General features: G+C 69.0%; 17 protein-coding genes. 2 read left to right on the top strand and 15 right to left on the bottom strand.

What is annotated here, in order from left to right:
* Together AAFN89_RS14410 and AAFN89_RS14415 are read left to right on the top strand one after the other, a co-directional pair.
* The gene (locus AAFN89_RS14410) at positions 1–2,034 is read left to right on the top strand and encodes an aminopeptidase P family protein (protein WP_347539770.1); all 2,034 of its coding nucleotides are present in this window, start codon (positions 1–3) and stop codon (positions 2,032–2,034) included.
* A complete protein-coding gene (locus AAFN89_RS14415; protein WP_347539772.1) occupies positions 2,031–2,936 on the top strand; it encodes an LD-carboxypeptidase in 906 nt (301 codons plus the stop codon). The genes AAFN89_RS14410 and AAFN89_RS14415 overlap by 4 nt, the downstream gene beginning before the upstream one ends.
* Here the strand turns inward: AAFN89_RS14415 and ligA are convergent.
* The 15 genes from ligA to mraY form a co-directional block, all read right to left on the bottom strand.
* Positions 2,933–5,032, bottom strand: coding sequence for an NAD-dependent DNA ligase LigA (gene ligA / locus AAFN89_RS14420; RefSeq protein ID WP_347539773.1), 2,100 nt, complete (start codon positions 5,030–5,032; stop codon positions 2,933–2,935). The genes AAFN89_RS14415 and ligA overlap by 4 nt on opposite strands.
* Positions 5,033–5,056: 24 nt before the next feature.
* Positions 5,057–6,727 (bottom strand): DNA repair protein RecN, encoded by a 1,671-nt coding sequence (gene recN, locus AAFN89_RS14425; RefSeq protein WP_347539774.1) that lies wholly within the window; start codon positions 6,725–6,727, stop codon positions 5,057–5,059.
* 5 nt (positions 6,728–6,732) lie between these two features.
* Positions 6,733–7,524, bottom strand: coding sequence for an outer membrane protein assembly factor BamD (locus AAFN89_RS14430; RefSeq protein WP_347539775.1), 792 nt, complete (start codon positions 7,522–7,524; stop codon positions 6,733–6,735).
* A 105-nt stretch (positions 7,525–7,629) separates the two neighbouring features.
* On the bottom strand, positions 7,630–7,884 hold the full coding sequence (locus tag AAFN89_RS14435; RefSeq protein ID WP_347539776.1) for a hypothetical protein: 255 nt from the start codon (positions 7,882–7,884) through the stop codon (positions 7,630–7,632).
* Between the two features lie 41 nt (positions 7,885–7,925).
* Positions 7,926–8,867, bottom strand: coding sequence for a UDP-3-O-acyl-N-acetylglucosamine deacetylase (lpxC, locus tag AAFN89_RS14440; RefSeq protein WP_347539777.1), 942 nt, complete (start codon positions 8,865–8,867; stop codon positions 7,926–7,928).
* A 217-nt stretch (positions 8,868–9,084) separates the two neighbouring features.
* Positions 9,085–10,770: a cell division protein FtsZ gene (gene ftsZ, locus AAFN89_RS14445; protein WP_347539778.1), complete on the bottom strand. Its 1,686-nt coding sequence runs from the start codon at positions 10,768–10,770 to the stop codon at positions 9,085–9,087.
* Positions 10,771–10,901: 131 nt separating this feature from the next.
* Positions 10,902–12,122: a cell division protein FtsA gene (ftsA, locus tag AAFN89_RS14450; protein WP_347539779.1), complete on the bottom strand. Its 1,221-nt coding sequence runs from the start codon at positions 12,120–12,122 to the stop codon at positions 10,902–10,904.
* A 78-nt stretch (positions 12,123–12,200) separates the two neighbouring features.
* Positions 12,201–13,061 (bottom strand): cell division protein FtsQ/DivIB, encoded by an 861-nt coding sequence (locus tag AAFN89_RS14455; protein ID WP_347539780.1) that lies wholly within the window; start codon positions 13,059–13,061, stop codon positions 12,201–12,203.
* Positions 13,049–13,969, bottom strand: a complete 921-nt coding sequence (locus AAFN89_RS14460) for a D-alanine--D-alanine ligase (protein WP_347539781.1) — start codon at positions 13,967–13,969, stop codon at positions 13,049–13,051. The genes AAFN89_RS14455 and AAFN89_RS14460 overlap by 13 nt, the downstream gene beginning before the upstream one ends.
* Positions 13,962–14,888 (bottom strand): UDP-N-acetylmuramate dehydrogenase, encoded by a 927-nt coding sequence (gene murB, locus AAFN89_RS14465; protein ID WP_347539782.1) that lies wholly within the window; start codon positions 14,886–14,888, stop codon positions 13,962–13,964. The genes AAFN89_RS14460 and murB overlap by 8 nt, the downstream gene beginning before the upstream one ends.
* A complete protein-coding gene (murC, locus tag AAFN89_RS14470; RefSeq protein ID WP_347539783.1) occupies positions 14,885–16,327 on the bottom strand; it encodes a UDP-N-acetylmuramate--L-alanine ligase in 1,443 nt (480 codons plus the stop codon). The genes murB and murC overlap by 4 nt, the downstream gene beginning before the upstream one ends.
* Entirely contained in the window at positions 16,324–17,478 is a 1,155-nt protein-coding gene (gene murG / locus AAFN89_RS14475; protein ID WP_347539784.1) for an undecaprenyldiphospho-muramoylpentapeptide beta-N-acetylglucosaminyltransferase, read from the bottom strand. The genes murC and murG overlap by 4 nt, the downstream gene beginning before the upstream one ends.
* Positions 17,475–18,599: a putative peptidoglycan glycosyltransferase FtsW gene (locus AAFN89_RS14480; protein WP_347539785.1), complete on the bottom strand. Its 1,125-nt coding sequence runs from the start codon at positions 18,597–18,599 to the stop codon at positions 17,475–17,477. The genes murG and AAFN89_RS14480 overlap by 4 nt, the downstream gene beginning before the upstream one ends.
* Positions 18,599–20,014, bottom strand: a complete 1,416-nt coding sequence (gene murD / locus AAFN89_RS14485; RefSeq protein ID WP_347539786.1) for a UDP-N-acetylmuramoyl-L-alanine--D-glutamate ligase — start codon at positions 20,012–20,014, stop codon at positions 18,599–18,601. The genes AAFN89_RS14480 and murD overlap by 1 nt, the downstream gene beginning before the upstream one ends.
* Positions 20,015–20,016: 2 nt before the next feature.
* A complete protein-coding gene (gene mraY, locus AAFN89_RS14490; protein WP_347539787.1) occupies positions 20,017–21,102 on the bottom strand; it encodes a phospho-N-acetylmuramoyl-pentapeptide-transferase in 1,086 nt (361 codons plus the stop codon).
* Positions 21,103–21,106 lie beyond the last annotated feature (4 nt).

A 21,106-nucleotide genomic window follows, 5' to 3' on the forward strand; every position in this document is an offset into this window, starting at 1 on the left:
ATGGAGACGCTTTCCCTCATGACCCCCGACCAGACCGCCTTCGCCGACGATAGCCTGCTCGCCCCGCTGATGGAGGAGACCGGGTTCCGGGGAACCCTCGACGCCTTCCGTTCCCTTCTGGAAGGGGTCGCGGCCGCGCCGGAGGCGGCGGACCCCGATGCCTGGACCGTGCTGGTCGCGCCCGATGCATCCGACGATCTGAAACGGCGGCTGAACGACGCCCTGCGCCGTCTCTCCGCCAAGCCTTCTCTGACCGCGCCCGGCGACAGGCTGCGGCTCTTGCGGGAAGAACTGGTGCGCCGCGATCTGGACGGCTTCGTCATTCCGCGCGCCGACCAGTTCCAGGGCGAATACATGCCGGCCCGGACGGAACGGCTGGCCTGGCTGACCGGCTTCACCGGATCGGCCGGCCTCGCCATCGTGCTGCGGGACAGGGCCGCCATGTTCGTCGACGGGCGCTACACCCTGCAGGTGCGCGACCAGGTCGACGGCGAGGCGTTCGAGTTCAGGCATCTGACGGAGGATCCGCACGCCGAATGGGCGGCCGAGGCGCTGACCGCAGGCAGCCGGCTGGGCTTCGACCCCTGGCTGCACACCGCCCCCTGGGCCGATGGGATGCGCAAGGCGCTGGAGCGCAAGGGCGCGGCGCTGGTGTCGGTCGAGGACAATCCCGTCGACGCAGTCTGGACCGATCAGCCGCCGATGCCGCTGGCGCCGGTGCTGCCTCATCCGATCGAGTATGCCGGCCGGTCGGCGGAAGAGAAGCGGACGGCACTGGCTGCCGGGCTGGAGAAGGACGGTATCGACGCCGCCGTGCTGACCTCCCCGGAATCCGTGGCCTGGCTGCTCAATATCCGAGGCGGCGACGTGCCGCGCACGCCGCTGCCGCTATCCTTCGCGATCCTCAAGGCTTCCGGCGATGTCGATCTGTTCATCGATCGCAGGAAGCTGGCGCCGGGTCTGGAAGGGCATCTGGGCAACCGGGTCGTCATCCTGCCCATGGATTCGTTCGGCGAGGCGCTGGATGGCCTCGCGTCCGGCCGGCCGGTTTCCGTCGATCCCGGGACGGCGTCGGCCTGGACGCTGGACCGGCTGAAGAAGGCGGGAGCGGATATCCGCAGGCGGCCGGACCCCTGCGCCCTGCCTCGCGCCCGGAAGAACCCGGTGGAACTGGCGGGCGCGCGCAATGCGCATGAACGGGACGCCGTCGCAATCGCACGATTCATGGCCTGGATCGACCGCGAAGCGCCGGGCGGCGCGATCGACGAATTGACGGCCGCCGAACGGCTGCGCGCCTTCCGGGCGGAGGATGCGCTCTATCGCGATCTCAGCTTCGACACCATCTCCGGCGCGGGGCCCAACGGGGCCATCGTGCATTACCGCTCGACCCCCGAAACCAACCGGCGGCTGGAGCCGGGGACGCTCTATCTGGTCGACAGCGGCGCGCAATATCTCGACGGCACCACCGACATCACCCGGACGATCGCTGTCGGGGAACCCGAAGCGGCCATGCGCCGCCACTTCACCCTGGTGCTGAAGGGCCATATTGCTCTGGCCGTCGCACGGTTCCCCAAGGGTACCAGCGGCAGTCAGCTCGACGTGCTGGCCCGCCGCTTCCTGTGGGAGGAGGGGCTGGATTACGACCATGGCACCGGCCATGGCGTCGGCAGCTATATGGGCGTCCATGAGGGGCCGGCCCGGATATCCAAGCTGCCCAATACCGTGGCGCTGGAGCCGGGGATGATCCTTTCCGACGAGCCCGGCTACTACAAGACCGGGGCCTATGGCATCCGGATCGAGAACCTTCTCGCCGTCCAGACGGACGAAGTTGCGGGCGAGGGCGGCAAGCCGTTCCATTCCTTCGAGATTCTGACCCTGGCGCCGATCGACCGGCGGCTGATCGACGCCTCGCTCCTGTTCCAGGCGGAGCGGGAGTGGGTCGACGCCTACCACGCCCGGGTCCGGGAAATCGTGTCGCCCGGGCTGGACGATGCCGATCGCGCCTGGCTGGATGCTGCGACGGCGGCGCTGTGAGGCTTCTGTGCTCCGGCGACACGATCGGACTGATCGCGCCGGCGGACTGGACGCCCGATGATCTGCTGGAGGCCGGGGAGGCAAGGCTCCAGGCGCTGGGCTACCGGACCAGGCGCCATGCGGGGCTGACGGGGCGCAAGGGACGGCTCGCCGGGCCGGACGAGATGCGCCGCCGCGCGGTCGAGGAGGGATTTGCCGATCCCGAGATGGCGGCGCTGCTGTGCGTCGCCGGCGGCTATGGCAGCGGACGGCTGCTGGGATCGCTGGATTACGGGCTGATCGGCCGCAATCCGAAGCCGCTGGTCGGCTACAGCGACATTACCGCGCTGCTTATCGCGATCCACGCGGAGACCGGGATGGAGACGTTCCATGGTCCGGTGCTGAAGGAGATCGCGAAGGGCGAGGTTCCCGTAGGGGAGCGGGCCCTGCTTGCGCTGCTGGAGGGCCGCTTCCCGGCGGCGGAGATCGCAAGCCTCAACCGTGCTGCCCGGCCCATCGTGGCGGGGGAGGCGACCGGCCGGCTCATCGGCGGGAACCTGACGCTCCTGCATTCCCTCGTCGGGACGCCCTGGATGCCGAAAGACCTTACCGGCCGCATCCTCTTCGTGGAGGATTGGCGGGAGCCGCTCTACCATCTGGACCGGATGCTGTTCCATCTGCGCCAGACCGGCCTGTTCGAGGGGCTGGCCGGCCTCATCGTCGGCCGGATCGCGGAGATCGACGAGCGGCCGGCGGGGCTGGGCGGCGATATCGACCATCTGCTGGCCGAACATTTCGCCGACGCCCCCTATCCGGTGGCGACCAACGCCGCGATCGGCCACGCCCAGGACAAGGCGACCCTGCCGATCGGCCGACGCGTCACCATGCGGATAGGCGATGAGGGGCTGACGTTGGCCGACTAGCCGCCGATCAGCTCAAGCCACTCCTGCTCGGTCAGCGTCGTCACGCCCAACTCTTGGGCCTTCGCGGCCTTCGACCCGGCGTCGGCGCCGATCACCACATAATCGGTCTTCTTGGAGACGGAGCCCGCGACCTTCGCGCCCAGATTCTCCGCCTTGGCCTTGGCTTCGGGCCGGCTCATCGTCTCCAGCGATCCGGTGAAGACCACGGTCTTGCCCGCGACCGGGCTTTCGACCTTGCCGGAGGATTTGAACGGCTCCACCTCCAGCCCGGTCTCCAGCAGATCGTCGATGACCTGCTGGTTGTGCTCTTCGCCGAAGAAGGCGACCAGGTCGTCGGCGACCGACGGGCCGACCTGGTCGATGTTCGTCAGGTCGCGGTAGGCGTCGCCCTCCCGGTCGCCGGCCGCCTCCATGGCCTCGGCCAGCGTGTCCAGCGCGCCGTAATGCCGGGCCAGCAACCGGGCCGTCGCCTGGCCTACCTGGCGGATGCCCAGCGCATAGACGAAGCGGTCGAGCGGGATGCGCCGCCTGTCGTGGATCGCCTTGAACAGGTTTGCGACGGAGGTCTTGCCCCAGCCGGGCTTGTTCGCCAGCTTGTCCAGCCGGCGATCCTCCCGCGCCTCAAGGGTGAAGATGTCGGCCGGCCGCATGACCCGGCCATCCTCATGGAACGCCCGGATCTGCTTGTCGCCCAGCCCTTCGATGTCGAAGGCGTCGCGGCTGACGAAGTGGCGTAGCCGTTCGACCGCCTGGGCGGGGCAGACCAGCCCGCCGGTGCAGCGGCGGATGACCTCGCCCTCCGGCCGCACGGCGTCGCTCCCGCATTCTGGGCATTTGTCGGGGAAGGCGAAGGGTTCCGCGCCTTCCGGCCGCCGCTCCAGCACCACGGAGACGATCTGCGGGATGACGTCGCCGGCGCGCTGGACGATGACGGTGTCGCCGGGGCGAACGTCCTTGCGCGCGATCTCATCCTCATTGTGCAGGGTCGCCCGGCTGACCACGACGCCGCCCACGGTGATCGGCTCCAGATTGGCGACAGGGGTCAGGGCGCCGGTGCGGCCGACCTGGATGGTGATCTCGTTCAGGACGGTCTGCGCCTGTTCGGCGGGGAATTTGTGCGCCGTGGCCCAGCGCGGCGCGCGGCTGACGAAGCCCAGCCGTTCCTGAAGGTCCATCCTGTCGACCTTGTAGACCACGCCGTCGATGTCGAAGGGCAGTTCCGCCCGGCCGTCGCCGATCTCGTGGTAATGCTCCAGCATCTCCTCAATGCCGTGGCAGAGGCGGCTGGGTTCGTTCAATCTGAAGCCCCAGGCCTTCAGCCGCTTGCGGATTTCCCACTGGCTGTCGCCCAGCGGTTCGGAGACCTCTCCCCAGCTATATCCGAAGAAGCCGAGAGGCCGCGCCGCCGTGATCCTGGGGTCGAGCTGCCGCATCGATCCGGCGGCCGCGTTGCGCGGGTTGGCGAAGACCGGCTTTCCCGCCTCGGCCTGCCGTTCGTTCAGCGCCACGAACTCCCGCCGGTCCATATAGACCTCCCCCCTGATCTCCACGATCGACGGCGCGTCGGGCGGCAGTGTGTCGGGGATGTCGGTTATGGTCCGGGCGTTGGCGGTCACGTCCTCGCCTTCCGCGCCGTCGCCTCGGGTCGCGGCGTGGACCAGCTTCCGATCCTCATAGCGCAGATTGGCGGACAGCCCGTCGATCTTGGGCTCCGCGACGATCGCCAGGTCGGCGTCGGAACCGAGATTGAGGAACCGCCGGACCCGCGCCTCGAACTCCCGCACATCGTCATCGTCGAAGGCGTTGGAGAGCGACAGCATCGGGACCGCGTGGCGGACCTTGCGGAACCCCGCCGCCGGCGCCGCGCCGACGGTTCGGGAAGGGCTGTCCTCGCGCCGCAGTTCCGGGAAGCGCGCCTCTATCGCGTCGTTCCGGCGGCGCAGCGCGTCATAATCGGCGTCGGAGATCTCCGGCGCGTCCTTCTGGTGGTAGGCCTTGTCGTGATGCGCGATCTCTCCGGCCAGGGCTGCCAGATCCTCGGCCGCCTCCTCCTGCGTCAGGTCCTCGACCGGCCGGCGGCGCAATTCCTCGCCCATCCTCTTCTGCCCTTTTCCTGTCTGTCAGGCGCGCCCGGCCATCAGGCTGTCGGCGGCGGCGCGAGCCTGGTTGGTGATGGTGGCGCCGGACAGCATGCGGGCAATCTCCTCCCGCCTTTCCGTCGCGTCCAGGGTCGAAACGGTGGTCGCCACATGGTCGCCCGCCGCCGCCTTGGCGACCCGCAGATGCGCCTCCGCCCGCGCCGCGACCTGCGGGCTGTGGGTGACGACCAGCACCTGATGATGCTCGCTCAACCGGCCCAGCCGTTCGCCCACCGCGTCGGCGACCGCCCCGCCGATGCCGGTGTCGACCTCGTCGAACACCAGCGTCGCGACGCTGCCCGACCTGGCCAGCACGACCTTCAGCGCCAGCATGAAGCGCGCCAGCTCGCCGCCCGACGCGATGCGGTTGAGCGGGCCCGGCGGCGCGCCGGGGTTGGTGGAGACCTGGAAGGCGATTCGATCGGTCCCCGCCGGCCCCCAATCGCTTTCCTCCAGCGGCTCGACCAGAGTCGCGAAGCGCGCCTTCTCCAGCTTCAGGGGCGCAAGCTCCCCGCCCACCGCCTTGTCCAGACGGGCGGCGGCGGCCTTGCGCGCGTCGGACAGGGCGGCGGCGGCCGCGCGATAGCGTTCCTTCGCCTGCCGCGCCGCTGTCGCCAGCGCGCCCATCGCGCCGCCCTGATCGTCGATGAGGTCCAGGCGACGCCGGAAATCGGCCCGCAGGTCCGGCAGGGCGTCGACCTCGACATTATGCTTGCGGGCGACGGCGCGCATCGCGAACAGCCGCTCCTCCAGCGTCTCCAGATCGTCCACATCCAGCTCCATGTCGGCGCTCAGGCTCTGGATGTCGGCGACGGCGTCGACCGCCTCGGTCAGCGCCCGGTCCAGCGTCTCCAGGATCGGGTCCAGCCGTCCGCCGGCCTTGTCAGCGACCCGCTGGAGGTGGCGTTGCGCCGCGCCCAGCAGCCGTTCGGCGCTGCGGTCGCCGAGGCTGAGGTCGGCCAGCGCGGCGTTGATCGCCTCCGCCAGCTTCTCCCGGTGCATCAGCATCGACCGGCGCTCGGCCAGCCGGTCCTCCTCGCCCGCCTCGGGGCCAAGCTGGTCCAACTCCTCCAACGCATGGCGAAGGTAATCCTCCTCCGCCCTGATGCGGGCGAGGTCGGACTCGGCCTCGGCGCGCGCCTGTTCGGCCCCCCGCCACTCGGACCAGAGGCCGGACACCTGGTTCAGCGCGCCTGCCGACTGGGCGAATTCATCCAGCACGTCGCGGTGGGTCTGGGGGTTCAGAAGGCCATGGGTGTCGAACTGGCCATGGACCTCGACCAGCGTCTCGCCGATCTGGCGCAGCAGTCCGACGCTGACCGGCTGATCATTGGCGAAGGCGCGGCTGCGGCCGTCGGCGGAGACGCTGCGGCGCAGCACCAGCGGGCTTTCGGCCTCCAGCTCCTGCTCGCGCAGCAGGGCGATGGCGGGGTGGCTCGGGGCAAGGTCGAATTCGGCCGTCACCGACGCCGAATCGGCGCCGTGCCTGACAAGGGAACTATCGCCGCGTCCGCCAAGCGCGAGGCCCAGCGCGTCCAGCAGGATGGACTTGCCGGCGCCAGTCTCGCCGGTCAGGGCCGAAAGCCCCGGCCCCAGAGACAGCGACAACTGCTCGATCAGAACGATGTTCCGGATCGACAGGCCAACCAGCATGGCGATCAGAAAATCATATCCAGCAGGCCGCCCTCATCCTCCGGCCGGACGCTCTCGTCGACCAGCACGGCGTAGCTGTCCAGATACCATTCGCTGCCGGGATAGTTATAGCCCAGCACGGACGCCGTCTGGCGCGCCTCCTGGACCAGGCCAAGCGACAGATAAGCCTCCGTCAGCCGGTGCAGCGCCTCGGGCACATGGGTCGTCGTCTGGTAGTTCTCGACGACGTTCTCGAAGCGGTTGATCGCGGCGTTGTAGTGGCCCTGGCCCAGATACCAGCGGCCGATCGACATCTCCTTGCCGGCAAGCTGGTCAAGCGTCAGGTCGATCTTCAGCGACGCGTCACGGGCGTATTCGGTCGCGGGGAATCGCTGGACGACCTCCCGCAGCGCGCCCATCGCCTGTTCGGTCATCCGCTGGTCGCGCTGAACGTCGGAGATGCGTTCGTAATAGGACAGGGCCTTCAGATAATAGGCGTAGGCGATATCCTCATTGCCCGGATGGAGCTGGATGAAGCGGTCGAGCGCGATGATCGCGTCGTCATATTCCAGGTCCTCGTAATGGGCGTAGGCGGCCATCAACTGCGCGCGCGTCGCCCATTGGGAATAGGGGTGCTGGCGCTCCACCTCGTCGAACAGGTCGGCGGCCTGGCTTTCGTTGCCCTCGGCCAGTTCGGCCTGGGCGGCGGCGTAGATCTCCTCCGCCGGCCGCTCCATATAGACGACTTCTTCGTCGCTGGAGCAGGCGGAGAGAAGCAGGGCCAAGCCGGCGGCGGCGAGGAGGCGCTGGCGGTACATCCGATATCGAATCCATAAGGTCATGCCGTGGCGCCCCTTATAGCACACGGACTCCAGGATGCGACATCGGGCAAAGGACGCTTTCTCCGGCGTCATCATTTGTTATCATTCGTCATCATTTCCGTCTCCGTTCGCCGTCCGGTCAAAGGAATTTAGTCCTTTGATGGGGCGTCGGCAAGACGGTCGTTCCCGGCCGGCGGCGCATGGATGCTGGATCAAGTCCAGCATGACGTTGTTTTTGTTGGTCATTTCGGACTTGATCCGGAATCCATAGGCCGTTTGTGCCGCGCCGCCGGCGAAGAAGAAGCGCCGCCCGTGCAAATGGCGGACGGCGCATGGATGCCGGATCAAGTCCGGCATGACGACGCGAGGGAGGGGAGGGCCAGAACGGCCGGCCGGCGTCAGGCCGTACGGGCGAGGGGGGCGGCTTCCCAGGTGGGGAGGGTCTCGACGGCGCCCATCGTGTCGTAGATCCAGGCGCTCTCGTCCGCGAACAGTTCCCGCAGCAGCTTGTTGTTGAGCGCGTGGCCCGACTTGACGCCGTGGAAATGGCCCAGCACCGGAGCGCCGGCGAGGTAGAGGTCGCCGATCGAATCCAGGATCTTGTGGCGCACGAATTCGTCCTGGAAGCGCAGCCCGTCCTCGTTCAGCACCTTGTCGCCATTGACGACGACGGCGTTGTCGAGCGAGCCGCCGAGCGCCAGGCCGTTGCGCTTCAACATCTCGACATCCTGGAGGAAGCCGAAGGTGCGGGCGCGGGAAATCTCATCCTTGAAGGACCCGTTCTCCAGTTTGACGTAGCCCTGCTGGCGGGAGATGGCCCGGCTGGGGAAGTCGATCAGCATGCTGTAGGAGCAGCCGACGGACGGGGTGAAGCTTGCCAGCTTGTCGCCGTCGGAGACCTCCACGGGGCGCAGCAGGCGGATGGCCCGGCGGGCGGCGGCCTGGGAGGTCATCCCGGCGCATTCGATCAGGAAGACGAAGGGCGCGGCGCTGCCGTCCATGACCGGCACTTCCGGCCCGTCCAGTTCGATCTCCGCATTATCGACGCCGCAGCCGCGGAGGGCAGCCATCAGATGCTCGATCGTCCCGACGGTGGCGCCGTCCTCATTGCCCACGACGGTGCAGAGGCGGGTGTCGACCACCCGGTCCCAGATCGCGGGGATGACCCGCATCCCGGCCTTAAGGTCGGTGCGGATGAAGGTGATGCCCGTGTTCACGTCCGCCGGACGCAGCGTCATGGAGACGTTGCGGCCCGAATGGAGGCCGACGCCGCTGCAATGGATCGCGGATTTCAGGGTCTTCTGGGAAGAACCCTCGGAGGTGACGGTCGGGAAGGACAAGGTGCGCTACCATCGTTGGGGGCCGACGACCGATCCGCCGGCCTTGGAAAATCCGAGCCCTGTCAAAAGGCTGCGGCGGAACTCTTCCCCGGAAGATCAAAAATAAAAAGCTCCAGGCGATTAGGTAGCAACATCGCCTGGAGCATACAAATCACTCTTTGTTACCGTTTATTACCGTCCCGCGACACAACTGTCGGGGGACGGTAACGACGGCCGGTCAGTTGGCCTGGCGGCGCAGGAAGGCCGGGATGTCCAGCTGTTCGTCCTCCGCGCTGGGCAGCGGCCCCCGGCTGTTGTCGAAGCCGCTGAACCGCGTCTGGGCGGGCTGCGCCGGCTGGCCGTAGGACGTGGCCGGTGGGGCCTGGCGCGGGGCCGGGGCGGGAGCGGCCGCCTGCTGGGGCGCCGGGCGGTGTTCGGCCGGAGCGTGATGGGCGTCCTCTCCATCGCGCATCAGGCCGGTCACCTGGCGGAACAGGCTGAACCCGCGCCGGGCGGTGTCGACCATGCCCCGGCCGTGGCCTTCGGCATGGCCATAGGCCGGGCCGGCGGCGCGGGCCGGAGCCTCCATCGGGCGGGGAGCGATGAAGTTGCCTTCCCGGCGTTCGGCGCGGGGCGCTTCCGGCAGCGGTTCGGCATAGGACATCGGGTCGATGGCCTCGGGCTCCGCCTGCATCTCGGCCTCGCCCATCATGTGCTCCTCATAAGGCTCCGGCTGCTTGAGGGCCGCGGCAGATGCCATGGCCGGGCCGGCCGAAGCGCGGGCCGCCGGGGAGGGGGCGCCGCCCATCGGCTGCTGACGGACGGAGGAGGGCTGCCGCATGGCGGTCGCCGCGCTGAACCCGCCGGCGGCCGGACGCGGGGCTTCCGGAGCCGTCTTGGCCGTGCGGTCGCTGACCAGGCTGAGATTGGTCACCCCCGGCCGGTTGCCGGCGGCCGCCTCCAGATCGATGCCCGTGGACACGACCGAGACGCGGACCCGTCCTTCCATGGATTCGTCGAAGGTCGACCCGAAGATGATGTTGGCGTCGGCGTCGACCTCGTCCCTGATGCGGTTGGCCGCCTCGTCGACCTCATAGAGGGTCATGTCCAGGCCGCCGGTGATGTTGATGAGGACGCCGCGCGCGCCCTTCATCGACACGTCGTCCAGCAGCGGGTTGGAGATAGCGGCCTCGGCCGCCATCACCGACCGGCGGTCGCCCTCGGCCTCGCCCGTGCCCATCATCGCCTTGCCCATCTCTGACATCACGGTGCGGATGTCGGCGAAGTCGAGGTTGATGAGGCCCGGCATGACCATCAGGTCGGTGACGCCCCGGACGCCGGAATGCAGCACGTCGTCGGCCATCTTGAAGGCGTCCGCGAAGGTCGTCTTCTCGTTGGCGATCCTGAACAGGTTCTGGTTCGGGATCACGATCAGCGTGTCGACATATTGCTGCAGCTCGTTCAGCCCGGCCTCGGCGATGCGCATGCGGTGCGCGCCCTCGAAATGGAAGGGCTTGGTCACCACGCCGACGGTCAGGATGCCCTGCTCCCGCGCCGCACGGGCGATGACGGGGGCCGCTCCCGTGCCGGTGCCGCCGCCCATGCCGGCGGTGATGAACACCATGTGGCTGCCTTCGAGGTAGCTGATCACCTCTTCCAGCGCCTCCTCGGCCGCGGCGCGCCCGATGTCCGGCCGCGACCCGGCGCCGAGGCCCTGGGTGATGCCGTTGCCGAGCTGGATCTTGCGGTCGGCCAGGCTGCCCTGCACCGACTGGGCGTCGGTGTTGGCGACCAGGAACTCCACCCCTTCCAGGTTGGACTTGATCATGTTGTTGACGGCGTTGCCGCCGGCGCCGCCGACGCCAACCACGGTGATACGCGGATGCATCTGGACGGTGTTCTGGGGAATTCCGAGATTAATCATGACGTGCCGTCTCCCTCTCGCTCGATTTCGTGGTTGCCATTGTCTCGCCGCTAGACCCCGGCGCAGGGCCCGCCGCGAGAACGGCGGTTGGTCTGGTTGTCGGTTCCGGGATGGATTCAGGTCTGGGGGGATCAGAGGTTGTCACGGAACCATCCTCCTAGTTTGCTCCACAGCCCCTCGGGCGGTTCGTCCGCGCCGACCCCGACCAGGGCCAGGTCGCCCTGGTTGCGGACGGCGTAGGCGAGAAGCCCCGTGGCCGTGGAGAAGGCTGGACCGCAGGTCGATTCGGCCAGCCCGTGGATCGCCAGCGGGCGGCCCATGCGGACCTGTTTGTCCAGGATCAGTTGCGCCAGCTCGCGGACGCCCTGGAGCTGCGAGCCGCCGCCGGTCAGCACCACCCGACGGCCGGCGACCTTCTCGAAGCCGCTGGCCTCCAGGCGGGAGCGCACCAGTTCGAACATCTCCTCCATGCGCGGCTGGATGATGCCGGTCAGGAGGGAGCGGGGGACGTGGTTCGCCTGGGCGGGCTCTTCCTCGCCGACCTGGGGAACGTCGATGATCTCCCGCTCGTCCGACACGCTGGGAATGGCGGAGCCGTAGAGCGTCTTCATCCGCTCCGCATGGACGACCGGCGTCGTCAGACCGCGCGCGATATCGTTGGTGACGTGCGCGCCGCCCACCGGCACGCAGTCCGCGAAGACGAGGTTGCCTTCCATGAAGACGGCGATGGAGGTGGCCCCGCCGCCCATGTCGATCACGGTGCAGCCCAGTTCCATCTCATCCTCGACCAGGCAGGCCAGGCCGGCGGCATAGGGGCTGACGACGTAGCCGTCGGTTTCCAGATGGCAGCGACTGATGCAGGTCGCCAGGTTGCGTAGCGGGCCCGACCCGGCGGTCACTAGATGGATGTCCACGCCCAGCCGGTCGCCGAACATGCCGCGCGGATCGCGGATGCCGCGCGCGCCGTCGATGGCGTAGCTGACGGGGATGGCGTGCAGGATCTCGCTGTCCGGCGGGATGCGGTTCGGCCCCTGGGCGCGCAGCGCGCGGCGCAGGTCGTCCTCGCCGACATCGTGGCCGGCGATGGAGACCTCCACCCCCATCATCTGGGAGGCGGGGTTGCCGCCGGAGATGTTGACGATGACGTCGCGGATCTGTTCGCCGGCCATCTGTTCGGCCGAAGAGACGGCGTGGCCGATGGCTTTCTCCGCCGCGTCCATGTCGATGATGGCCCCGGCCCGGACGCCACGGCTGACCTGATGGCCGATGCCGATGACCCGCGGACGGCCATTGTCCTCGATCCGCGCGATGAAGCAGACGACCTTCGTGCTGCCCACATCGAGCGCGGCCATGACCTCGCCCCTGGGCTTCGTGCGTATTTTGCGGACGCCGTTAAATCCCATGATTCCCCCTCGATGCCTCCCGCCGGCTCACGTGTTCTCTTCCGGCAGCCGCCGCCGCTCGGCCGCCATCGGAGATGTCTGGATCACCAGCCGATCGGCCAGCCGCAGGTCGATCGCGACGATGTCCCGTTCGAACAGTTCCGAAGCGGCCGCCGCGTCGGCCAGCCGGGCCAGCGCCTCCGCCTCGTCGCCTTCCGGCAGCCGGATGGTGACGCCGTTCTCCAGTTGAAGGTCCCAGCGCCGGCCGCTGACCCTGACCGCCGCGTCCATACGCTCGGCGATCGTCGGTTCGGCGTAGACCTGAGAGAGGAACGACGCCGCATGCTCCGGCACGTCCGGGCCGACCAGGAGCGGCAGGTCGGAGAAGGCGGCGATGCCGCCGTCGGCCAGAACCCGTCCGTCCTGGTCGATGACCTTCAGGTCATGTTCGTTCTGCCAGATGGCGAGCGGCCGGCGTTCCTCCAGCCGGATGAAGATGGTGTTCGGCAGGCGGCGCTCCACGGTCGCGCTGCGGACCCAGGACAGGGCGGCGAGGGCGGCATGCGCGTCGTCGGGATCGAAGCGCAGGATCGGATCGCCCCGCTCGATCCCCAGCGCCGCCAAAATCCGATCCCTGTCCGTCTCTCCCCGGCCGACGACCAGAACCTCCTGGACGGAGAAGCCGACGTCCGCGGTCATCCGCCAGAAGCCCTCGTTCAGCCGGGTGGCGGTGGCGGCGGCCCAGCCGCTCGCCCACGCCCATGTCCCGAAGCCCAGCAGCAGGACAAGCGCCGCGCCCGGCAGGCCGAAGCGGATCATGCGCTGGCGCGTCCGGGAGGGGGCGGGCCGCCTGGCGGGCGCGGACCGGCCGCGTGCGGTGGATTGACGCTGGGCGCTCATGCGGGGCATGTCGCGTTCTCCATCAGCCATTCGCACAGATCGGCGAAGGACACGCCGACATGGGCCGCCTGCTCCGGCACCAGGCTGATCGGCGTGAAACCGGGCTGGGTGTTGATCTCAAGGAAGTACAGCCCCTCCAGACCGGGGCGGCCGTCGTCATAGCGGAAGTCGCTGCGGCTGATGCCGGCGCAGCCCAGCGCCTGGTGGGCCAGCAGCGCCACGCGCATCGCCTCGTCGAACACGTCCTGCGGAATCTCCGCCGGCAGGACATGGACGGCGTGGCCGGCCGTGTATTTGGCGTCGTAGTCGAAGAAGCCGTGCTGGTGGGTGATCTCCGTGACGGTCAGCGCGCGGTGGCCCATGACGCCCACGGTCAGCTCCCGGCCGGGGATGTATTCCTCCACCAGCACGTCCTCGCCGAAGGTCCAATCCTTCACGTCCAGCGGCGGCGCGTTGTCGTTCGATCCGACCATCCGGACGCCGAAGCTGGAGCCCTCGGCCGCCGGCTTCACCACATAGGGCGGCGGCATGACATGGCTGGTCGCCACCCGGTCGCGCGGCGCGACAACGCCCTTCGGGCTGCGCACGCCGTGGTCGGCCAGCAGGCGCTTGGTTACCGGCTTGGACATGGCGATGGCGGACGGCAGCAGGCCGGAATGGGTGTAGGGCAGGCCCAGCATGTCCAGCACGCCCTGGATCGTGCCGTCCTCCCCGCCATGACCGTGCAGGGCGTTGAAGACGATCGCCGGGCGCGGCGTCAGCGCGTCGATCAGCGCCGGCAGGTCGCGGGTCACGTCGATCAGGTAGGCATCGTGCCCGCGCTCCTTCAGCGCTTTGGCCACCGCCGCGCCGCTGACCAGGCTGACCGGACGCTCGGCGGACCAGCCGCCATGGAGGATGGCGATCCGCTCAGCCATGGGCGGCCTCCCCGATGCGCCTGATCTCCCAGCGCAACTCGATTCCCGACGCGTCGCGCACCCGGCGGCGGACCTCCTCGCCCAGCCCTTCGATGTCGGTGGCGGTGGCGTCGCCGGTATTGAGCAGGAAGTTGCAATGCTGCTCGCTGACCTGCGCGCCGCCGATCCGCAGCCCCCGGCAGCCGGCGGCGTCGATAAGCTGCCAGGCCTTGTGGCCGTCCGGATTGGCGAAGGTCGACCCGCCGGTGCGCGACCGGATCGGCTGGGTGGAGCCCCGCGCGTCGGTGATCTCCTTCATCCGCGCTGCGATGGCGTTGCGATCGCCGGGAGCCGTCTCGAAGACCGCGCCGGTAAAGATCCAGTCCGCCGGGACGTCCGAATGTCGGTAGGCGAGCCCCAACTCGGCGAGCGGCAGGGTGTGGAGGTTCCCCTGTCGATCCAGCGCCGTCGCCTCCCGCAGCGCATCCTTCACCTCCCGCCCGTAGGCGCCGGCATTCATCCGGAGCGCGCCACCGATCGTGCCGGGGATGCCGACCAGGAATTCGATGCCGGAAAGGCCGGCTTCCTGCGCGACGCGGGCGACGTTGACATCCAGCGCGGCGGCGCCGGCGACGATCGTGTCGCCAGCCGCCTCGATGCCGGCGAAGTCGCGGCCCAGCCGAATGACGATGCCGCGCACCCCGCCGTCGCGGACCAGAAGGTTGGAGGCGACGCCGATGACAGTGATCGGCACGTCTTCCGGACAGCCGGCCAGGAAGGCGGCGAGATCGTCGCGGTCGGCGGGCTTGAAGAGAACGTCCGCCGGTCCGCCGACGCGGAACCAGGTCACCTGGGACAGGGGCGCGTTCTCGGTCAGCCGGCCGCGGACGGCGGGCAGCCGGTCGATCAGGCGGGGAAGGGGGCTGACGGCCGGCATCATCCGCGCGCCTCCGTCAAGGCCACGCCCAGCCGCTCGGCAAGCTGCGCCGGCAGGGCGTTGGCCCATTGCGTGATGTTGCCGGCGCCCAGGCAGACGACCAGATCGCCCGGCTTCGCCGCTTCCTTGACGATGTCGGCCAGATGGTCGGGGCCGGGCAGGGGGATCGCCAGACGATGGCCGTGGGTCCGCAGCCCCTCGACCAGCGCGTCGCGGCTCGCGCCCTCGATCGGCGCTTCGCCGGCGGCGTAGACATCGGCGACGATGACGGCGTCGGCGTCGTTGAAGCAGGTGCAGAATTCCTCGAACAGGCTTTGAAGCCGGCTGTAGCGGTGCGGCTGGACGATCGCGATCACCCGGCCACCCGCTTGAGAGACGGCGGCTCGCGCGGCGCTCAGCACGGCCGCGATCTCCACCGGGTGGTGGCCGTAATCGTCGATCACGGTGATGTCGTTGACCGTGCCGGTCTTGGTGAAGCGCCGCTTGACGCCGCCGAACGCGGCCAGCGTCTGGGCGATCTTCTCGTCCGACAGTTCCATCTCCGCGCCGATGGCGATGGCGGCCAGCGCGTTCTGGACGTTGTGGTGGCCCAGCATCGGCAGGAACAGGTCCCGCAGCGTCCGGCGGCGGCCCGAGGCGCGGTCGGTCAGCACCACGTCGAAGCTGGACCCGCCGGACGTGATGCGGACATTCATCGCCCGGACATCGGCCTGCGGGCTCATCCCATAGGTGACGACGCGCCGGTCCAGCACGCGCGGGATCATCGCCTGGACCTCCGCATGATCGATGCAGAGCGCGGCGAACCCGTAGAACGGGATGTTGGTCACGAACTGTTCGAAGGCGTGCCGGACGGCGTCGAAATCGCCGTAGAAATCCAGATGCTCCGGATCGATGTTGGTGACGACCGCGATCGTCGCCGGCAGCCGAGTGAAGGTGCCGTCGCTCTCGTCGGCCTCCACCACCATCCATTCGCCCGCGCCCAGACGGGCGTTGGTGCCCAGCGCGTTGATGATGCCGCCATTGATGATGGTGGGGTCGAAGCCGGCGGCGTCGACCATGGTGGCGACCAGCGAGGTGGTGGTCGTCTTGCCATGGGTGCCGCCGATGGCGATCGACCATTTCAGCCGCATCAGCTCGCCCAGCATCTCCGCCCGGCGGACGACCGGAACCATGGAGGCGCGGGCTGCCTGAAGCTCCGGATTGTCGGGCTTGATGGCCGAGGAGACGACGATGACGGCGGCGTCGCCGATATTCTCCGCCGCATGGCCTATGGCGACCCGGACGCCCAGCGTGCGGAGGCGCTGGACGTTGGCGTTCTCCGCCACGTCCGATCCCTGCACGGAATAACCCAGATTGCACAGCACCTCCGCGATGCCGCTCATCCCGATGCCGCCGATGCCGACGAAATGGATGGTCCCGATGTCGAGGGGCATCTGTCTCATTCGGCGGCCTCCCGATGGGCGTGGCCGCCATTGCCGTTGGTCGCCGCCCCGGCCAGCTTCAGCACGGCGTCGGCCAGCCGCGAGGCGGCGTCCAGCGCGCCGAAGCCGGCGGCGTTGGCGGCCGCCTGCGCCAGCCGGTCGGGCTGGTCGATCAGGTCGGCCATCTGGCGGGCCAGGCTTTCGGGGTCCAGGTCGGATTGCGGCACCAGCCAGCCGCCGCCGGCGGTGACGAAGCCGCGGGCGTTGGCGCTCTGATGATCGTCCATGGCGTGGGGGTAGGGCACCAGGATCGCCGGCCGGCCGACGGCCGCCAGCTCCGCGACGGTGGAGGCGCCGGACCGGCAGATGACCAGATGCGCGTCGGTCAGGCGGCGGGGCACGTCCTTGAAGAAGTCCGACAAATCGATCTCGATACCGGTTCCGGCATAGGCCTTCCGCGCCTTCTCCAGATCCTCCGGCCGGCATTGCTGGCTGACATGCAGCCGCGCCCGCAGGGTCGCCGGAAGGAGGGCCAGGGTGGCGGGCACGATCTCGCTGAAGATGCGCGCGCCCTGGCTGCCGCCGAGGATCAGCAGCCGCACCGGGTCGCTTCCGCGCGGCGTCCGGTAGGGCGCGCCTGCGACGGCGGCGATCGCGGGACGGACGGGATTGCCGGTGAGCGTGATCAGCGTCCGCTGCTCCGGCTTCAGCCCCACGATGCCGGGGAAGGAGGTGGCGATCAGCTTCGCCTTGCCCGACAGCATCCGGTTCGCCCGGCCCAGCACGGCATTCTGCTCATGCAGCGCGACGGGCAGGCCCAGCCGGCCGGCGGCGAAGACGGTGGGGGCGGAGGGATAGCCGCCGAAGCCGACCACGGCATCGGCGTTCAGCCCGCGCAGGATGCCGCGCGCCTGGCCGTAGCCGATCAGAAGCTCCGTCGCGGTGCGGGCCTTGCCGACAAACCCGCGTCCCATGGTCGCGGCGCGGATGCGGAAGGTCTCCACCTGCGCCAGCCGGTCGCCGAAGGTCTGGCCGCGCCGGTCGGTCACCAGAACGACCCGATGGCCGCGATCCAGCAGTTCGCCCGCCAGCGCCTCGGCCGGGAACATGTGCCCGCCGGTGCCCCCGGCGGCCAGCACGATCGTCTTCCGGTCCATCGCGGCGGCGGTCATGGCGAGCCTCCCGCGCCGGGGCGTCGGCGCGTCAGGGCCAGCGTCATGCCCATGCCGAAGCCGATCGCGAGAAGGGAGGAGCCGCCATAGGAGACGAAGGGCAGAGTCATGCCCTTGGTGGGGATGAGATGCAGTGTGGAACCCATGTTGATCAGCGCCTGCAGGCCGAACTGGATCAGCAATCCGGCGGAGGCCAGGAGGACGAAAAGGTTGTTGTCGTCGCTGACGCGGACGAAGCCGCGCAGCACGATGAAGCCGAAAAGCGCGACGAGAATGAGGCACCAGAAGAGGCCGAATTCCTCTCCCGCCACGGCGAAGATGAAGTCCGCGTGGGCATCGGGAAGGTAGAGCTTCACCGTTCCCTCGCCGGGGCCGACGCCCCAGGCGCCGCCATTCATGAACGCCTCCAGCGACCGGTTGATCTGGTAGCTGTCGCCGCTGGACGGGTCGAGGAACCGGTCGATGCGGCTGGCGACGTGGGGAAAGGCGAAGTAGCTGCCGACCATGCCGCCGACCGCCAGGACGAACAGCACGATCACCAGCGCCATCGGCAGGCCGGCCAGGAAGAACTGGGTGCCCCAGACGGCGGTGATCACCACCGCCATGCCAAGATCCGGCTGCATCAGCATCAGCGTCACGATCACCGCGAAGATCGCGGTGCAGACGAGGTAGCCGGGGAAGCCGTCGCGCAGCTTCTGTTCGGCGAACAGCCAGGCGGCGATCACCGCGAAGGCCGGCTTCACGAATTCCGAAGGCTGCACGGAGATGCCGGGAAGCTGGACCCAGCGGGTTGCGCCCTTGATCTCCACACCCACGACCAGCGTCGCGGCGAGGCCAAGGATGCCGCCGACCAGCATCAGCGCCGACAGCCGCCGCACGCCGGTGGGGCTGAGCAGCGAGGTGATGAAGAGCACGCCCAGCGACAGCGTCAGATAGGTGATGTGCCGATAGACGAAGTGGAATTCGGCCAGGCCGATCCGTTCGGCCACCGGCGGGCTGGCGGCGGCGATCAGGATCGCGCCGAATCCGACCAGGAGGCCGAGCGCCGCCAGCGTCCAGCGGTCGACGGTCCACCACCAGCGGCCAAGGACGGAGGTATCGGTGCGGTCGAGCAGGACCATCAGCGTCCTCCCCCCGCCAACGCGGTGCGGCCGCCCTCGGTCAGCCCGTTGACGGCGGTCGCGAAGGCGCGGCCCCGCTCCTCGAAATTCGCGAACTGGTCGAAGCTGGCGCAGGCCGGCGACAGCAGCACCACCGCGTTCCTCGCCCCGTCGCGGCGGGCGCGGGCGGCGGCGGCGCGGACGGCGGTCTCCAGATCGCCCGATATCTCGTGCGGAACCCGCGCGCCGAGATAGCCGGCGAACTTCTCCGCCCCCTCGCCGATCAGATAGGCGTGGGCGATGCGGTCGAGCCAGGGATCCAGCGCCTCCAGCCCGCCGGGCTTGGGCTTGCCGCCCGCGATCCAGTAGATGCGGTCGTAGCTGCCCAGCGCCTTGGCCGCCGCGTCGGCGTTGGTCGCCTTGCTGTCATTGACGAAGCGGACGCCGTCGATGGTCGCCACCAGCTCTTGCCGGTGGGCAAGGCCGGGGAAGGATTTCAGCGCCGCCGCGATCCGGTCGGCCGGCACGCCGACGGACCGGATGGCGGCGTAGGCGGCGGCTGCGTTCTGCCAGTTATGGGCGCCGGGAAGGGTGGGGATGGCGCGAAGGTCCGCGACCGGCGCGGCCTTGCCATCCAGATCGTCGATCAGCTTCCCGTCCACGGCATGGACGCCGCCCGGAACGGGGTGCTGGGAGGAGATCGCGATGGCGCGGCGGTTCGGCCGCTTCGCCAGCGTCTCATGAAGGCCGCGGCACCAATCGTCGTCGATTCCGATGATCGCCACCGCGCCGGTCGGCTGGTGGGCGAACAGCTTCGCCTTCGCCGCCACGTAATCGTCCATCCCGGCATAGCGATCCAGATGGTCGGCCGTGACGTTCAGCAGCACGCCGACGTCCCAGCGAACCGCGCTCACCGTCTCAAGCTGGTAGGAGGAAAGCTCCAGCACGTACCAACCTTCGGGACCCAGCGGCGCGAGCGCCAGGGCCGGTGTGCCCAGATTGCCGCCGACCTCCGCCCGGATTCCGGTTTCCTTCAGCAAATGGCCGATCAGGGCGGTGGTGGTCGACTTGCCGTTGGTGCCGGTGACGCCCAGCCAGTTTGCGCCGGCCTGGACCATGCCCAGCAGGTCGATGTCGTTGGCGACGACCGCGCCGCGCGCCAGGGCGGCCGCCACGGCGGGGTGCGGCGCGGGGTGGCGGCGCGGGATGCCGGGGCTCAGCACCAGCATGTCGGCGCGGGCGAAATCGTCGTTGGCCGGGTCGGCGGTGGGAATGCCGGCCGCTTCGGCCGCCGCGCGGGCCGGCGCGCCATCGTCCCAGGCGACGACGCGGACGCCGGACGCCTTCAGCGCCTTGGCCGCCGTCAGCCCGGACTTGCCGAGGCCGAGGATTGCGACGGTCCGGTCTTCCAGGAAGCTGAGATCGATGCCGGTCATGGTCACCTCAGCTTCAGCGTGGACAGGCCGATCATCGCCAGCACGACGGCGATGATCCAGAAGCGGATGACGACGGTCGGTTCGGCCCAGCCCTTCTTTTCGAAATGATGGTGCAGCGGGGCCATGCGGAAGACGCGGCGGCCGGTCATCCGGAAGCTGGCGACCTGGACGATCACCGACACCGTCTCCAGCACGAACAGGCCGCCGATGATGGCCAGCACCAGCTCATGCTTGGTCATCATGCTGATCGACCCCAGCGCGCCGCCCATGGACAGCGAGCCCGTGTCGCCCATGAAGACCATGGCCGGCGGCGCGTTGAACCAGAGGAAGCCGAGCCCGGCCCCGATCAGCGCGCCGCAGAAGACCGAAAGCTCACCCGACCCGATGACGAAATGGATCTGGAGGTATTCGGCGAAGATGGCGTTGCCGGCGAGGTAGGAGATGAGGCCGAAGCAGGCCGCCGCGATCATCACCGGCACGATGGCCAGCCCGTCCAGCCCGTCGGTCAGATTGACCGAGTTCGACGCGCCGACCATGACGAAGATTGCGAACGGCACGGCGAGGAAGCCGAGATTGATCAGCAGGTCCTTGAAGAAGGGGATCGCCAGGCCGGTATCGAGCGGGCTGGGGGTGATGGCGATGTACCAGGATGCCGCGACGGCGCTGACCAGGATCTGGAAGGCCAGCTTGCCGCGTCCGGGCAGCCCCTTGGTGTTGCGCCGCGTCAGCTTCAGATAGTCGTCGCCGAAGCCGACCAGCCCGAAGCCCAGCGTCACCAAGAGGACGATCCAGACATACTGGTTGGAGAGGTCGGCCCAGAGGAGCGTGGAGACGATCATGGAGACCAGCACCATCAGCCCGCCCATGGTCGGCGTACCCTTCTTGGCGAGATGGCTCTCCGGACCGTCCTCGCGGATCGGCTGACCGTCGCGCTGCTTGCGCTTCAGCCAGGCGATCAGGCGCGGGCCGATCACGAAGGCGACGATCAGCGCCGTCAGCAGCGCCCCGCCGGTCCTGAAGGTGATGTAGCGGAAGACGTTGAAGGCGATGAATTCATCGGCCATGGGGGCGAGAAGGGCATACAGCATTTCG

This window comes from Inquilinus sp. CAU 1745, from assembly GCF_039839375.1.
Taxonomy (GTDB): domain Bacteria; phylum Pseudomonadota; class Alphaproteobacteria; order DSM-16000; family Inquilinaceae; genus JBDOQU01.